The 16,050-nt window shown below is 57.9% G+C and carries 11 protein-coding genes; 8 read left to right on the forward strand and 3 right to left on the reverse strand.

The window, feature by feature from the left end; translation table 11 throughout:
- Nucleotides 1-39: 39 nt before the first annotated feature.
- Complete coding sequence (locus tag NL64_RS02755; RefSeq protein ID WP_034146623.1) at nucleotides 40-1,080, reverse strand: Ldh family oxidoreductase; 1,041 nt, start codon at nucleotides 1,078-1,080, stop codon at nucleotides 40-42.
- 241 nt (nucleotides 1,081-1,321) lie between these two features.
- Between NL64_RS02755 and NL64_RS02760 the strand changes: the two genes are divergently transcribed.
- Together NL64_RS02760 and NL64_RS02765 are read left to right on the forward strand one after the other, a co-directional pair.
- Nucleotides 1,322-6,136 (forward strand): dermonecrotic toxin domain-containing protein, encoded by a 4,815-nt coding sequence (locus NL64_RS02760; RefSeq protein ID WP_034146624.1) that lies wholly within the window; start codon nucleotides 1,322-1,324, stop codon nucleotides 6,134-6,136.
- Nucleotides 6,137-6,325: 189 nt separating this feature from the next.
- On the forward strand, nucleotides 6,326-7,330 hold the full coding sequence (locus NL64_RS02765; RefSeq protein WP_034146625.1) for a FecR family protein: 1,005 nt from the start codon (nucleotides 6,326-6,328) through the stop codon (nucleotides 7,328-7,330).
- A 54-nt stretch (nucleotides 7,331-7,384) separates the two neighbouring features.
- Here NL64_RS02765 and pvdQ read toward each other — a convergent pair whose 3' ends face one another.
- A complete protein-coding gene (pvdQ, locus tag NL64_RS02770; protein WP_034146626.1) occupies nucleotides 7,385-9,730 on the reverse strand; it encodes a bifunctional acylase PvdQ in 2,346 nt (781 codons plus the stop codon).
- 248 nt (nucleotides 9,731-9,978) lie between these two features.
- Here pvdQ and NL64_RS02775 point away from each other — a divergent pair, with 248 nt between their 5' ends.
- Nucleotides 9,979-10,350: a fe2+ zn2+ uptake regulation protein gene (locus NL64_RS02775; RefSeq protein WP_034146627.1), complete on the forward strand. Its 372-nt coding sequence runs from the start codon at nucleotides 9,979-9,981 to the stop codon at nucleotides 10,348-10,350.
- An 18-nt stretch (nucleotides 10,351-10,368) separates the two neighbouring features.
- Here NL64_RS02775 and NL64_RS02780 read toward each other — a convergent pair whose 3' ends face one another.
- Nucleotides 10,369-10,557, reverse strand: a complete 189-nt coding sequence (locus tag NL64_RS02780; RefSeq protein WP_034146628.1) for a hypothetical protein — start codon at nucleotides 10,555-10,557, stop codon at nucleotides 10,369-10,371.
- Between the two features lie 330 nt (nucleotides 10,558-10,887).
- Here NL64_RS02780 and NL64_RS02785 point away from each other — a divergent pair, with 330 nt between their 5' ends.
- The 5 genes from NL64_RS02785 (at nucleotide 10,888) to glgA (ending at nucleotide 16,041) form a co-directional block, all read left to right on the forward strand.
- Complete coding sequence (locus tag NL64_RS02785; protein ID WP_034146629.1) at nucleotides 10,888-11,334, forward strand: DUF411 domain-containing protein; 447 nt, start codon at nucleotides 10,888-10,890, stop codon at nucleotides 11,332-11,334.
- Nucleotides 11,334-11,768 carry a YqaA family protein gene (locus tag NL64_RS02790; protein ID WP_034146713.1) on the forward strand — a complete coding sequence of 145 codons (435 nt, stop codon included), beginning with the start codon at nucleotides 11,334-11,336 and terminating at the stop codon, nucleotides 11,766-11,768. Before NL64_RS02785 ends, NL64_RS02790 begins: the two co-directional genes overlap by 1 nt.
- A gap of 83 nt (nucleotides 11,769-11,851) precedes the next feature.
- Nucleotides 11,852-12,874 carry an alpha/beta fold hydrolase gene (locus NL64_RS02795; protein WP_034146630.1) on the forward strand — a complete coding sequence of 341 codons (1,023 nt, stop codon included), beginning with the start codon at nucleotides 11,852-11,854 and terminating at the stop codon, nucleotides 12,872-12,874.
- A gap of 13 nt (nucleotides 12,875-12,887) precedes the next feature.
- Nucleotides 12,888-13,841: a D-2-hydroxyacid dehydrogenase family protein gene (locus tag NL64_RS02800; RefSeq protein ID WP_034146631.1), complete on the forward strand. Its 954-nt coding sequence runs from the start codon at nucleotides 12,888-12,890 to the stop codon at nucleotides 13,839-13,841.
- Between the two features lie 613 nt (nucleotides 13,842-14,454).
- Nucleotides 14,455-16,041, forward strand: a complete 1,587-nt coding sequence (glgA, locus tag NL64_RS02805) for a glycogen synthase GlgA (RefSeq protein ID WP_034146632.1) — start codon at nucleotides 14,455-14,457, stop codon at nucleotides 16,039-16,041.
- The last annotated feature ends 9 nt before the right edge of the window (nucleotides 16,042-16,050 follow it).

Below are 16,050 nucleotides of genomic sequence, written 5' to 3' on the forward strand. Positions count from 1 at the left end.
AAGCCGGCTCCTACAGGGGTGAGAATTGCCTGCGCAAATTCAGAGCCCGGCCAATTCCCGCAGATCCGCCATCGTCTGTTCATCCAGCGCAATACCATTGGTTTGCGACTTGGCGCGCTGATGATGGCGACGATCACCCGGCAAGCGCTTGAGCCCCACGCCGTGCATCTGCCGGACCAGTTCCTGACTACGCTCGGCAAAACTCTGGCCAGCGGCTTTGCTCGGATCAATCACAATCAGTAGCTGACCGGTCCACGGTGTCTTCGCGCCGGGATGGTTTTTCCAGTCGAACTCGAACGAAAAATTCCCGCCAGTCAACGCCGCCGCCAGTAGCTCGACCATCATCGACAACGCCGAGCCCTTGTGACCGCCGAATGGCAACAACGCGCCACCTTCGAGAATCGCTTTCGGGTCCTGAGTCGGCTGACCGAGGCCATCCACCCCCATGCCCGGTGACAGACGTTCGCCCTTGCGCGCGGCGATCTGCACGTCGCCATGGGCGATGGCGCTGGTAGCCAGGTCGAAAACAATCGGCTCACCGTCGGCCCGAGGCGCGGCGAAAGCAATCGGATTAGTGCCGAACAGCGGTCGATCCGCACCATGGGGCACCACGCACGTCATGCTGTTGACCACGCTGAGCGCCACCAATCCTTCATAGGCGAAAGGCTCCACGTCCGGCCACAACGCCGCGAAATGGTGCGAGTTTCGAATCGCCAGTACCGCGATGCCCGCACTGCGGGCCTTTTCTACCAGCAACGACCGTGCAGCAGAGAGGGCCGGTTGCGCAAAACCGTTCTGGGCATCGACCCGGACAAACCCCGAAGCCACATCCTCGACCACCGGCACAGCCTGGCCATTGACCCAGCCGCTCTTGAGCGTCGACACATAACCGGGGATACGGAACACACCGTGGCTGTGGGCGCCGTCGCGCTCGGCGCCGGCGCAGTTTTCGGCCAGCACCCGAGCGACGTCGGCCGAGGTGCCGTGACGCAGGAATATCTTCTCAAGCAATGCCGTCAACTCAGCGAGGGACAGGTTTTGCGAGACAACAGTAGACACAGAATCGCGTGGCGCAGACATCTGAAGCTCCAGACTAATTATTGGAGGGGGCAACAGCGTATGTAGAGCGCCGATTAACAACGCGCGGCGAGCAGCCTGTCAACTTTTAGATGAGCCAAAACGCGGACCAATGCGCTGCAGCTTTCACAAACGCTCATCGAATGGGTAGTAACTATCTACCACCTTCACCCGTCCGGGGCTTTTTAGTCTTGAGGATCCATTCACCGGCGCAGTTATCGGCGCCCCCGATAGAGACTCGACGATGCCCACACCTCCCCTGTTTTTCCTCGAGGCCTTGCAGTCTCCCGGACTCTGGAACGACCTCGGCAAAACCCACGGGCTGACGCAAAAGGATTTCGAATGGCTCGCTCATGTGGAACTGGTCACCCAGACTTTGCGCGGCCAACAGACGCCACCGATGCTCGCTGAAAAAATCCTGCTCAATGCGCAGGGGCTGCAAGCGACTCCCCTCGCTGGCAGCTTTGTATTGAGCCCCACCCCGGAAACCGACGGGATCATCGTCTACACCCCGTACGGTGGCATTCAGAAGTACCACAGTCGCGCAGCCTTGACTGAACAGCTGGGGCAGAGGCTGAACGAGGCGGACGAAGACAACGCTCTACTGGCGCTCATGTCGCTGGCCGAGCGCAAAGCCCTGGCAGCCAGCCACAACATCCGGGTGACCTATCAGGACATCGAGGGCGACGTATTCGAGGACCAGAGCGCTGCGATCGCACACAACCAGCAACTGAATGATCAAGCCATGCTGGTGGAGTTGCTGAAACTGCCCACCCTCGCCTCGTTGCTCAACGCCCTGCTGGACGAGTTGCTGCAGTCGTCCTTTCCAGGACTGGATCAAAGCAAGACTCAAGTCAATTTCTACACCGTGGCAGTCGCGAAGAATGCCAGCCAGGAAGGTGCTTCGATACGGCATTGGCACAGTTCCCTGACACTGAGCGAAGCGGTGCTGCGTTACTACCGTCATCAACGCTGGCTAACCGGGCAGACTCATGAGTTCTCCCATCCTAAAAGAAAGCCCGACAACAGCGACCAGCAAAAGTGGGAAAGCGCGGTCCAGACGGCTTCCCGCACACTGATCAGCCTGCTTTTCAAAGCACTGGAGAACTACTGGGACACAGCCGCCGTAGATGGCGCATCGCGCCGTGCGTTTTTCAGCCGGGCGATCCGTGAAAAGGCACGCGCCGATCTCCTGCTCAAACGCGAGGCTGGCATCATCAGCCCCGATCAAAGCATGGCCTTGCACGCAATGATTCAGCCGATCACCACGGGTACCAGACGCCCGACGCTGGAAACCGTGCGCCTGTGGCAACGCGAGGCTGATTATGTCGAGCTGGCGGGTTCACTGATGATCAGCCACACCAATGCTTACCTTTACACCCCAAGCCAAGGGCTTCAGGTGCTGAAGGACTATCAAGACCTTAAAGCCACGTTGCTGAGCAAGTTCAGCGCGGCCGGCCACGAGGATGAACTGTACGGTTTGCTGACACTGGAAGAACGTAACCGCTTTCTTGGCTTCCAACAGCCGCATGTCTCAGGGGAAGCCATTTCCGGCTCCATTTTCGAATCCCTGTTCGAGGCGATCATTAACAAACAACGACAAAACATCGAATATGCCCTGCAGGTTTTTCGACACAGCGATGGCAACGTGAACATCCACGCTCTGTTCGACAAGGCACTGGACATACGCAGCATGATCAGCGAGCGCCTACTGACGTTCGATACCCTTGGGCGCTGGACGACGCGGCCGGTACTGGAGGGAAACCAACAACCCTCAATTGTGCGGGCTGACATCGCCGCCGCCTACGCAAAGACCTTCAGCGATATCGAAACCCTGCTCGGCGAAGAATTCTCGGCCCAACCCTTCTCCTCGCTGGCGTTGCAACAAAACTACCTGGAGCAGATAAAGCCCAAACTGGCCCACTCCCTTTCCGTCGGGATCCGTGGGGAAGCCAGCCTGCGGGTGCTCGATGGTACTTTGGGAGAATCCGACCAGGCGATAATCGATACGGTATTGGATCCCGACCACCAGGATCGCAACAACCGCCGCGCCTATAAAGGGTTTAGGCCTGATGCCTATTCACTGGTCCTTGAAAGTGCCGGGCAGCGAGAGTTGCTGCCCTTGGCCAACTGCGTACTGCTAACCGAACGTGGCGGGCTCGATCCCCAGCATTCGGGACGGGCCATCTTGTGGACCGGCGCAGCAGGGTTTGAGGTCTTTGGTTCGGTCAGCAGCGTAACCAAGGCACTGAATCACCGTTTGCTCGATTCTCGCCGGCGCCTGGAGATGCTGGAAAATCTCAGCCCCGCCCGGCGGAACCTCCACACGCGTTATTCCCTTGGGCCCCTTCGATTGATAGAAGGCAATATCCTGCAGCGACTTGCGCAGTTGTCAATTGAGCACTTTCTGGCCGCCTGCGAACTCATTCGTTCTGGCAAGCTTGAGGAAGCCAAACAAAAAAAAGCGCTCAGCGACCTGGTGAAGATGGGTATCGACACCAACTTGCGCAGAGCCAGGCAAATATCCAAGGCAATATCCCGCCAACAGTCCCTGCCCGCCTGGCTCGGCATGGCCCCGATTAAAGAACAGCAAATGCACATCGAACTGCTGGAGCAATACCGCAACAGCGTGACCGATGACAAAGACTACCTGCACGGCATACAAACGCTATCGGAGTATACCCACGACCGATTGAAGTCATTGCTCGCCAGCCGATTCCCCGACGAGTCACTCGCCCCCGACGAGATCGAAATCACCCCCGACCTGGCGTTGGCCGGGCCATCTCGGACCCTGACTGAATTTGCACTGAATCACTTCAACATTGGTCAAGGTACTGGCTTCAAGATTACCTCGACCACCGCGAAAACCCTGCCTGAGCGGCTGAACGAGGAGAGCGTCCGACAACTTTTGCAGTCTCTGAACATCCATGACGATTATGCAAAGTCAGTGGCAAGTAAATTGACGGGTGCAGGAACAGACGTCGACAGCCGAAAACTGCGTTTTTTTCGACAGCTACCCTGGCAATTGTTACAACATGCCCACACGCTGAAATTGCAGCAACAACTTTCCCCCAGCGCCTTCGACCTGATCTGCCAAGTGCTGGATATGCCTGATGCCTTCGCCCGTGCGGCGGTAAAAGGCGCCCACGCCATCGTCAGGCCGCTTGAGTTGCTCAAGACTGCGGGTGCCGCAGCCATTAAAGCCCTCGGGCTTTATTTGATAAGCCCCGGCGCCGGACATTCCGGGTCCCACGTCCTGTATTCGCCTTACCACAGCGGTTCGATTTTCAGCGAGTTCGAGAACGAGGCCGGTGTTGTTGCCGCGATAAATACGCCTGGGCCACTCCAGGATCTGGTTATTCGGCGCCTCCCCGAAAATCAACAATCGGTATTCACAAACCTGTTCAAGACGACTGTCGGAGAAGTGAGCGAACTCACCCTCGCGTCTTCGCCCATTGGCGGTAATCTGCTGAGCCAGTTGTACACTGACAATGCCAGCGTTCTGGAGCAGTTACTCGGCAGTCGCACCAAAACGGCCGGACAGTCTGACTGGGAAGCGGCCAAACATCTGTTCAGCTCCGGCATCAAGCTGTTTTCCCATCTGCTCCCGGGCAAACTCGCTTATGTGCAGTTTTTGTGGCAAAGCTTCAAAGACTACGAAGACTCCGCCGAAGCATTGCAGGATCACCATTGGACACGGGCCTTGGAAAGTTTTATTACCGGGACGGTGCAGATGGTTTCGCTGGGGCGCTTGTCGCTGGAGGAAGAGCTCGTTCCATCTGCGGAAACGACCGACACAGCGCCGGTCGCAACCAAGGTAACAGAACCACAATGGTCTCAACTCAAGCCAACTTCACCGGTGCGCACGTCATTACAGTCTTTTGAAACACCGACCATCGCCTTGAAAGACCTGAGTAAGGACAAGGACGATGAAACTTACCTCGATCCGGTCAGCAAACAGCGCTATGCCCCAATCGCAGGAAAGGTTTATCCCGTGGATAAACCCGGTGCGGTGTGGCAAATCCGCAACGCCAAACTGAACGGCCCCTCTCTCGTGACCACGCCCACCCGAAAACTGGTGATCGACCCCGACGTGCATACCGTGCATTACGGAAAAGCCCTGTCAAAAATGCAGAACCGCTATGTGACCAGCCACGAGGTCAATCAGGTTCTGAACATCGAAGCGCGGGGCATGCAGGAAATTCGCGCCAACCACCCGGAAAAGGCGCGCATGATCGTGCAGGCCATCGACATGGCACGCTATTACGCGTTCAACAGCCTGCACAATCTGGCGCAACAAAGTCGCCTGACCCCCGGTACGCGCCTGGACACCTTCCTCAAGCGTTTTTTTGATGTCGGTAGCGTTGACGCTGGTTTGATCGAAAAAATCAAACAAGCCATCCTGCCTGTCTGTAACGCGCTGGTGGACCCCGACGAAGACTTGATGAACACCGAGCGGTTTGTCGTCGGTTCAAACAAATATGCAACCTCCCCTATGATCGCTTTCGTCGTGGAGCGGGACTTAGGGAAGAATGTGCATTTCACCGAAAAATTCTTCGATCAACAGCTCGATTGGTACAAATCGTGTTTAACCGAACCGTTCAACGTCGACGGCCACAGCCAGGCCTCCACGCTTATTCATGAGTTTTCCCACCTTTTTTCAAAGACCGTGGACATTGCCACACTGGAGGCTCGTCGGCCATTCAGCGATCTCATCACGCCAATCACCGGATTCGGCCAAGCGATGAAGCGAACTCAGGTGGAATTCCAGCGAGAGGCACTGTCCCTGGCGACACCACGGGAAGAACTGTTCGCTCGCTGGAATGACTCATTGCAAAAATGGGTCAGCCTGGATTCGATTCCAGGTTCGTACCACGTGGGCGAGGAAATTCTCAATGTCACTGGCGCCATGACAATGGCAGCGGCACGCGACGCCTTTTTGAGTTCGGAAAACCCTGACAAGCGAATCGACATCATTCTGCGCAATGCCGACTCTATTGCGTTTCTGATCTGCGAAATGGGCCGGCAACTGGACCCGGTGCCTGCCTCTTCCACTTGAACTTCATAATAAGTGCGCAGATCCGGGGATCTGCGCATGACTCTCAATTCACGCACGTCATGAACTCTGCCCGGGTCTGTGTTTTCACCGTTTAAAATTAAAAAAATACACTTTGATGGGTAATTGCCATGACCGATGTTCTCCCCGCCTTCTCCCAAAGGTTAGAATGCGCAAAACCAGGATGAGTCAATGACCGACAATTCTCTCTCGCAAGCCGAATATGACGCTATCACCGATGCCGCCGCGCACTGGTGCATGCGTCTGCACGCCGAAGATTGCACCGAGCAGGAGCGCCTGGCGTTCGAACAGTGGCTGGATGCTCACCCGCTTCATGCGTTCGAATACAAGGCCATGCTGGAAATCTGGGAGGTCGCGGGGGATTTGCCACGCCCGGAAACAACGGGCGTGCCGATGGTCCGCGCCAAACCCCAGACGCCTTGGCGCACCTTCGGCATGGCCGCCGCGGTGTGTGCATTGGCGTTGCCCTTGGCAGCCTACAGCGGCTGGAACCTGGGTTGGTTACCCGACTCGTACCAGCACTTCGAAGCGACCAACAATGTCCGTCAGGTCACCCTCAAGGACGGCACTCAAGTCGAACTGAACCTGGGCAGCGAGCTGACGTACAGCAACTACAAGGATCGGCGTCAGGTCAGCCTGAAAAAGGGTGAGGCGTTTTTCAGCGTCACTCACGACACCAGCCATCCATTCGTCGTCAAGGCGGCCGAAGGCAAAATCCGCGTTACCGGGACCCAATTCAACGTCTGGATGTATGAAGACCAGGTGAAAGTGAACCTGATTGAAGGCTCGGTGCTGGTCAGCAGCAATGATGATTTGCCGGGAGACGGCTTGCGACTCGGTCCTGCGATGCAGGCAAGTTATCGTCATGGCGATTACATTCCGCGCATCAGCCAGACCTACGACAACGACAATTCGCTGGCCTGGCTCAACGGCAAACTGGTGCTCGATGATCTGGCGTTGCACGACGCGCTGCCATTGATCAACCGCTATCTGGAAACCCCGTTGCTGGTTGCCGACAACAGCACCGGCGCGATCCGTATCGGCGGGATCTACAACATCAAGGAACTCAACACCCTGGTAGCGACCCTGCCCAAGGTGCTGCCGGTCTATTTGACCCGCAACAAAGAGGGCAACCCGGTCCTTAACTCCATTCCGGTGCAACCCCCGAAAAGCTGAAGGCCGCGACCCTGACGGGGGCGGCCTTCATTCTTTGTTCAAACACAATCGCTCTTACTGTGCGGCCACGGTCCCGGCCTTCTCATCCTGCTCGCGTATTGTTTGCGCCTGATACTGCGGATCGGACGTGATCTGCTGTTCAGTGAAAGGCAACACACTCAGCTGCTTCTTCGAAAATGCCAGCGTCTGATCCCGGGAATACTTCGAGGACGGGTCACTGGACAGCGAGAACGCCAGCAACCCTTTAGCCTGCGGGCCTTTCTCATCGAACGTCACCACTTGCAAATAGCTTGTTCCGCTGACGACTTCGCGCTTGCCGTCGGATCGAGGCACGCTCTGAATCGCGTTGTAGACGCCCAGCGCACCCGGACCACCATGAATCGGGGTTTGCTGACCACCACTGCTGACCACCTGAATATCACCCCAGCGGCTGCTCTTCTTCAGCCCTGATGCATTGACCCGCTCTACCGAGGCCAGCATCGCCTGACGAAGCGCGGTCGCCACTTCCGGACGATCTACCGCGAGGCCACGCGGGGTATGCTGCGGGTCTTGCGGATCAAACGGGACGCGCCAGACGTCGGGCGCCTGTTCCAATGGTTCCATCACATTCTGGAAGTGCACAAAGCCCAGACCGCTGTCCAGATTCGCCTTGCGATCCCAGGCCTTGAGGCTGGCACACAACGGCGCCAGGGTTTTTCCATCGCCCCCCAGGCCATCCGCGCAGAATTGCAGCAGATCCGGCATGACTTGCGCCGCCTGATACACCTGATCGTCCATCACCATGTGTTGCAGATCCACCGCCGCGATCGCGCCAGCCTTGGTCAGCGAGCTCAAACGATCCAGGGCAAAACGCGAGCGCAGGCCCAACGGCTGGCTGTCCTGACTGATCAGCGGCGAGAAACCGGTGAGTGGCTGCGCCGGGTTGGCCATCCACGCCGAATCGTTGGAGTGCTGCACAAAATCCTTGCGCAACAGCTGTGGCAACTTGTCCGCTGCATAAATGCCTTTCTGCGCGGCTTGAGGGTCGATGTCCCAGGCGCAGGCGCTGTTCGAGCCGTCGAGGACGATCAACTGCAAGCCAATTCGCGGATCGCTGCACTGCGCGAGCTTCTCGGCACTGACGTTCGGCACCACCGAAAGGTTCATGTACAGCGTTTGCCCCTGATCGTCCGCCGCCAGGGTGTTCACCCACGGGATACCCTGGATTTTGTGCACCGAATCCTGGAATGCCTTGAGGCTGCCGGCTCGATTCATGGCGTACCACTGCTGCAAGACCCGGTCATTGTCCAGATTGGCGTCGCGCAAGCTGTAGGCAAACTGGTTATCCCAATCCAGTTTTCCGGGCCACTGCACGATCGGGCCGAATTGAGAGCTGTAGACCACATGGGAAACGGCTTTGACCGAACCATCGGGCTGCTTCATATCAACCGTCAGGGTTTGCTTCTGCAGGGGCAAAGACTTGCCATCGAGCACGTAACGGGTCGGATCCTTGGGGTCCAGTTGCAGGCGATAGAGGGTGAAATGCTTGGACGAATCCACGGTGTGGGTCCAGGCCAGGTGCTGGTTGAAGCCAATATTGATCACCGGCAGGCCAGGCAATGCGGCGCCCATCACGTCCAGTTTGCCGGGAATGGTCAGGTGCATCTGATAGAAGCGCATCCCGCCCAGCCACGGAAAATGCGGGTTGGCCAGCAACATGCCACGTCCGTTGAAAGAACGGTCGCTGCCCACCGCCACCGCGTTGCTGCCGCGATCAAGGGCGAAACGTTGCATGCGCGAAGCGGCTACCTGGAACGTTGATGGCTCGCCAGTGATGCGAGCAACCGCAGCCGGCGGTGTGGCACCCGCCAAGGCTTCGGCGAACTGCCCAACCCCGCCTTCGACCAACAGACGACGAGTCAGCTTGACCAGATCCGTCGCAGTGATTTCACGCACCCAGTCGCCCTGGCACTGCTGCGGCAAACCCTCGGCCCGACGCTCTGTCAGCAAGCGGTTATAGCCAGCCACGTAGCCTTCAACCAGCTCACGCACTTCGGGGGTTTGCGCTTGCCAGAATGCGTCAACGGCCTGCGGGGTGTTCAACCAATTGAAAAACAGATCGCTGACGCGGTTTTCGCGCTCCTCGACAGTGAACTGGTCCGGGCCGAAAAACCGTGAGCGCTGACCGTTCACCGTAACAATCTCGTTAGCCAACAAACACAGGTTATCCTGAGCGTAGGCATAGCCGATTCCGTAACCGAGCCCGCGTTCGTTTTCGGCACGAATATGCGGCACGCCGAAACTGGTCCGGCGGATATCGGCACTCGCCTGCTCCGGCTGATTGCGCGCATTCGCCGCAAGACTCAGCCCCAGAAACAGACCCGCCAGGCTCATCCTGGTCAATTGGCTGGAAATAATCACACTCGCTCCTGATCGAAAAACGATGGTCACAGTTCTGCGTACTGACACGCACTGCGCATCCTTTTAGGGACGAAGCACACGGAAAAAATTTAGGAGACAGGAGCGCCATTCTGCGGCGTCTGACAGGTTGGTCACGCAATGATGACGAAATTTCTACATTTAAATCTTCATGATTTGCGTGGCTCATACGTCTTGTTACGTAAGAGCGCCCAATTTTTTCTGATCAGGCTCGGAAAAGGAGTTTTGCCATGTACAACTCGCAACTGCCAACGGACGGTAGCAACGCGCCAAAGAGCCCTTCCATTGGGGTCGGTGTTTTTGACCAGCGTACCGAGCGCCACGGTAACGAGCGGATCCGCTTCCTGCTCAAAAGCTTTGGCCTGCGAACCAGCCTGATTCGTCTTAAAGTCATCGACGCCTTGCTGACGGCCGCTGAAAGCGACCGCAGCCTGGGCGTGCGCGGCGTGCACACTCAGTTGCTGGAGCTGGATATTCCCCTGTCCTTCCTGAGTGTGCGCGAAGTGTTGAAACGCCTGTGCAGCGAAGGCGTGATTGTCCTCAATCCGGACAAAAGCTACAGCCTCGACCCACGGGCCGCTGCCATGCTGCAACATCACTGATCAAGCCCTGGCTATTGCTCAGGGCTTGACCTTGCGGCGCATCACGCCATTGACGACGACCACGACCACCGCCACGCCAATGGCGATGTACTGGAACAGTTTTTCGCTGATGACGCCGGCGTTCTGCAAATACGACAGGCCAAACATGATCCCCAGCACCACGAGGGAGATCAGAATCGAGTATTTCAAACGTTGCGACTGGGTCATTAGCATTTCCTGAATGTAAGCCTGAACCTGAATAAATGTACCCGATTGAATGCCAAACACTGTGGCGAGGGAGCACGCTCCCTCGCCACAGGTTGATCAGCGATGCAATCGGAGGCTCATGTTACAGCCGATGAAGCTTTTTGGCTTCACTACGGCAATAGCCCCGCCAAGCTGACAATCTTGTCATGTCCCCCTCATCTGCCTGACAGCTTTGATCTACGATGATAGAGCTGCACGGTTCTGTATCACTTCGAAACACTCCTTGAATGTCTGGCTGGCAAAACCGGTCAGAATGCTTTTTTTCGCCCGCAATCCGAGACCCATTCCGACATGCGAACCTCTCTGCGTCTAACCGTCCTGAGCGCCCTGTTCATTTCATCCCTGGCCCAGGCCGCCGACCTGATCCCCATCGAAGTCCACCGCGACGCCAATTGCGGTTGCTGCAAAAAGTGGATCAGCCACCTGGAAGCCAATGGTTTCAAGGTCGAAGACCACGTCGAAACCAACATGAGCGAATTCAAGCAACAACACGGCGTGCCACCGCGCCTGGCGTCCTGCCATACCGGTTTGATCAACGGTAAATTCGTCGAAGGCCATGTTCCGGCCGATCAGGTATTGGCGCTGAGCAAGCGCAATGACCTGTTGGGCGTCGCCGCTCCAGGCATGCCAATGGGTTCGCCCGGCATGGAAATGGACGGCATGAGCGACGCCTATCAAGTGATCGGCCTGAAAAAGGACGGCACGGATGTCGTGGTGGCGGACTACCCCGCCCATTGATTTTTGGCGCTTACCTCGGCTTGTTTCTGGCGGCTTTCGGGGCCGCGACCTTGCTGCCTCTGCAATCCGAAGCGGTGCTGGTGGGGTTGTTGCTCAGCGGCAAGTATTGGCTGTGGTCGCTGCTGGCGGTGGCGACGCTGGGCAATGTGCTCGGCTCGCTGGTGAACTGGTGGCTGGGGCGCGCCATCGAGCGCTTTCAGGACCGACGCTGGTTCCCGGTGAGCCCCAAGCATCTTGAAAAAGCCCGGGGTCACTATCAACGCTATGGGCACTGGTCTTTGCTGCTGAGTTGGCTGCCGGTGATCGGCGATCCGCTGACCCTGGTGGCCGGTGTCATGCGTGAGCCGCTGGGTCGTTTCCTGCTGATCGTGACCCTTGCCAAAGGCGCCCGCTATGGCGTGCTCGCAGCGGCTACATTGGGCTGGATGGGTTGAACCAACCGTCATTGCGCTTGCCTGTTTAATGTCGCCCTAATCATGCCGATCCAGCATCGACGGATTTTCAACGGAGTTCACCTATGCACCCTACCCTTTCCCGCTGGCTGCCTGGATTGCTGCTGACCGCTGCGCTGCCAGCCATCGCCGCCGAAGGCCCGGCCTATGGTCCGGAGCTGCAAGGCTTCGAATATCCCTACACGGTCAAGCATTTCGCCTTTGAGTCCCAGGGCAAATCCCTGCAAATGGGTTACATGGACGTTGCCGCCCATGGCAAGGCGAACGGGCGCAGCGTGGTGCTGATGCACGGCAAGAACTTCTGCGGTGCTACCTGGGAAACCTCGATCAAAGCCTTGAGCGACGCCGGTTACCGGGTCATTGCTCCGGACCAGATCGGTTTCTGCACCTCCAGCAAACCGGACCACTATCAGTACACCTTCCAGCAACTGGCGAGTAACACCCAGCAACTGCTCAAAGCCCTGGGCATCCAGAAGGCCAGCCTTCTCGGGCACTCAACCGGCGGCATGCTCGCCACCCGTTATGCGCTGCAATACCCCGATCAGGTCGAGCAACTGGCCTTGGTCAACCCCATCGGCCTGGAAGACTGGAAAGCCCTCGGCGTGCCCTACCGCAGCGTCGATCAATGGTACGAACGTGAACTCAAGCTCAGCGCCGACGGCATTCGTACCTATGAACGCAACACTTATTACGGCGGCCGCTGGAAGCCCGAGTTCGATCGCTGGGTAGACATGCTCGCGGGTCTGAACAAAGGCCCGGGGCATACCCAAGTCGCGTGGAACTCGGCACTGATCTACGACATGATTTTCACCCAACCGGTTTTTTACGAATTCCAGAACCTGAAAATGCCAACGCTGTTGCTGATCGGCACGTCCGACACTACCGCTATCGGCAGTGATATCGCATCGCCCGAGGTCAAGGCGAAAATCGGTCATTACGACGTGCTCGGCAAACAAGTGGCGAAACTCATTCCCCAGTCGACACTGGTCGAATTCCCCGGCATGGGCCACGCGCCGCAGATGGAAGAGCCGGCAGAGTTTCACAAGGCGTTGCTTGACTGGCTGAACAAAACCAATCCCGTGCATTAATGAGGTAAGGCTGATGGCGGTGCAGATCGCAGTAATTGACGATTGGCAGGATGTGGCGCGTAACGTGGTCGACTGGTCGTTGCTGGACGACATCGGCCAGGTGAGTTTCGTCCATGACTACCCCGCCGACAACGAAACCCTGGCCCAGCGCCTCGGGGCCTTCGAAGTGATCTGCGTAATGCGCGAGCGCACCCGGTTCGATGCGGACCTGCTGGGGCGACTGCCGAACCTCAAGCTGCTGGTGACCGGCGGCATGCGCAACGCTGCACTGGACTTCAAAGCCGCCGCCGCGCTGGGCATTCAAGTGTGTGGCACCGACAGCTATAAACACGCCGCCCCGGAACTGACCTGGGCGCTGATCATGGCCGCCACCCGCAATCTTGTGGCGGAGGCCAACGCCTTGCGGTCAGGTGTCTGGCAACAAGGGCTGGGGGGCGACTTGCATGGCAAGACCCTGGCGATCCTCGGCCTGGGCAGCATCGGCCAGCGTGTTGCACAGTTCGGCCAGGTGTTCGGCATGCGCGTGATCGCCTGGAGCGAAAACCTCACGGCTGAACGGGCGGCCGAGTTCGGTGTGACCTATGTCAGCAAGCAGGAACTGTTCGAACAGGCCGATGTGTTGTCGGTGCACCTGGTGCTCAGCGACCGCTCCCGCGGGCTGGTTGATGCCGAGGCACTGGGCTGGATGAAGCCCACGGCGCTGCTGGTCAACACCGCGCGCGGGCCGATTGTCGATGAAGCGGCATTGATCAAGGCATTGCAGAAACGACGCTTGGCGGGCGCGGCGCTGGATGTGTTCGATGTCGAGCCGTTACCGCCCCAACATCCATTCCGCACGCTGGAGAACGTGCTGGCCACGCCGCACGTCGGGTATGTCAGCCAGCAGAACTATCACTTGTTCTTCTCTCAAATGATTGAGGACATTCAGGCCTGGGCCGCCGGGCAGCCGATCCGTCTGCTGACCTGACGACCCCTTCCCTTGTAGGAGCTGTCGAGTGAAACGAGGCTGCGATCTTTTGATCTTGCTCTTAAACATCAAAGTCAAAAGATCGCAGCCTCGTTTCACTCGACAGATCCTACAGGTTCCACAGGCTCCCACATTTGCACCAGCCCGATTAATGCACCGCAACGGTGCATTACAACTGTTCACCCACGCACACTGATGTGACAGTTCCGCCTCTTTTTCAGCCATTTTCATAAAAAAAACTGCACTTCGTCGGTGCGATTGCCCTCCAATCCGGCACGCCCGTACCTCGTTAAACCGATTGTCGAACAATTTTGCCATCCGAGCTTTACCGCTCTAACTTCTGGCCTAGACTCAGTTTCGCGGGGTAAAACCGGCTGGTCACAAAGTGGAAAAATAATCGAAACTTTTGCTCCGCGTGATCGGTCGACTGAAAGGCAGGTGTGTTGCGACTGGTGCAATCTTTGCAATGGCTCATCCACCCAATCTGCTTCAGCGCATTTGGGCAGCGCTTTGCTCACCGATGCGTAGCGCTTTTGCGCCCGGCCACAGGAATTGGCCACGAAACACCGTTTGCCAGACCTAAAGAATTAGATCAACAACACGGGAGATTCATATGACCAGTGCGGCTTTAGATATTCAGGGAGAGCGTGCTCATCAACATGTCGGCGAATCGAGCGTCGTCAGTGCTCCCACTGCCCAATCGGTCAGCGTTCCCGTCACCAAGACGCTGACACCGGTTGCCAGTCAGAATCCCAACAAGAAAAAAGTGTTGTTTGTGACCTCGGAGATTGCCGATCTGGTGAAAACCGGCGGCCTGGGCGACGTCTCCGCCGCGCTGCCACGGGCCATGGCCCAACTGCATGATGTGCGGGTGCTGATCCCCGGTTATCCGCAAGTGATGCATAGCGAAAACCCGATTCATATCATCGGCGAACTCGGCGGCCACGCCGCGCTGCCACCGTGCAAGATCGGGCGCATGGACATGCCTGACGGTCTGGTTATTTACGTGTTGATCTGCCCTGAACTCTACGAGCGTGAAGGTTCGCCCTACGGCGCCAACAACGGTCGCGACTGGCCGGACAACCATATTCGTTTCGCCCGCCTGGGCCTGGCGGCCGCCGACATCGCCGCCAACCTCGCACAAATTCACTGGTGCCCGGATCTGGTGCACGCCCATGACTGGCCGGCCGGTCTGGCGCCCGCCTACATGCACTGGCGTGGTCAGCGCACTCCGACGCTGTTCACCATTCATAACCTGGCGTATCAGGGCGTAACCAGCCTGGGCTCGTGCCCGGAACTGGGCATCCCCCATCACGCGTTGCAACAGGAAGGCATGGAGTTCTACGGCAAGATGTCGTTCCTCAAGGCCGGCATGGCCTATTCGAGCCACATCACCACCGTCAGCGCGACCTACGCCCAGGAAATTACCACCCCGGATTTCGGCTGCGGTCTCGACGGTTTCCTCGCCGCCAAGACCCAGCAAGGCCTGCTCAGCGGCATTCCCAACGGTATTGATGAAAGCTGGGACGCTGCCACCGATCCGCACCTTTTCTGCCCATTCAAAATTGGCGATTGGGACGGCAAAGCCGTCAACGCCGCCCATGTGCGGGAGCTGTTCGGCCTGGAAGACTCCGAAGGCCCACTGTTTGCCGTGGTCTCCCGACTGGTCTATCAGAAAGGCCTCGACCTGACCGAAGCGGTGTCCGAGTACATCGTCAACAACGGTGGCCAGATCGCCATCATTGGCCGTGGCGAACCGGAAGAAGAACAAGCCATGCGCGAACTGGCCCTGCGTTTCCCCGGGCAGATCGGAGTGCGCATCGGCTTCAATGAAACCGACGCCCGGCGCATGTTTGCCGGCAGCGATTTCCTGCTGATGCCTTCGCGTTACGAGCCCTGTGGCCTGAGCCAGATGTACGCCCAGCGTTTCGGTTCGTTGCCAGTGGCACGCAACACCGGCGGTCTGGCCGACACCATTGAAAACGGCGTGACCGGTTTCCTGTTCGATGAATCCACGGTGGAGAGTTATCAGGAAGCCCTGAGCCGCGCATTCAAAGTCTTCGCCTTCCCTGGCCTGCTGCATGCCATGCGCTGCCGGGCGATGGCGGCGCCGTTCAACTGGTGCCAGGCGGTCGAACCCTACGCCGAACTCTATGAACAACTGGTGGCCAAGGCCTTGGGGAAATCGCACAAACAATAAGAGGTTTTT

The organism is Pseudomonas fluorescens, assembly GCF_000802965.1.
In the GTDB taxonomy this organism is placed as follows: Bacteria; Pseudomonadota; Gammaproteobacteria; order Pseudomonadales; family Pseudomonadaceae; genus Aquipseudomonas; species Aquipseudomonas fluorescens_A.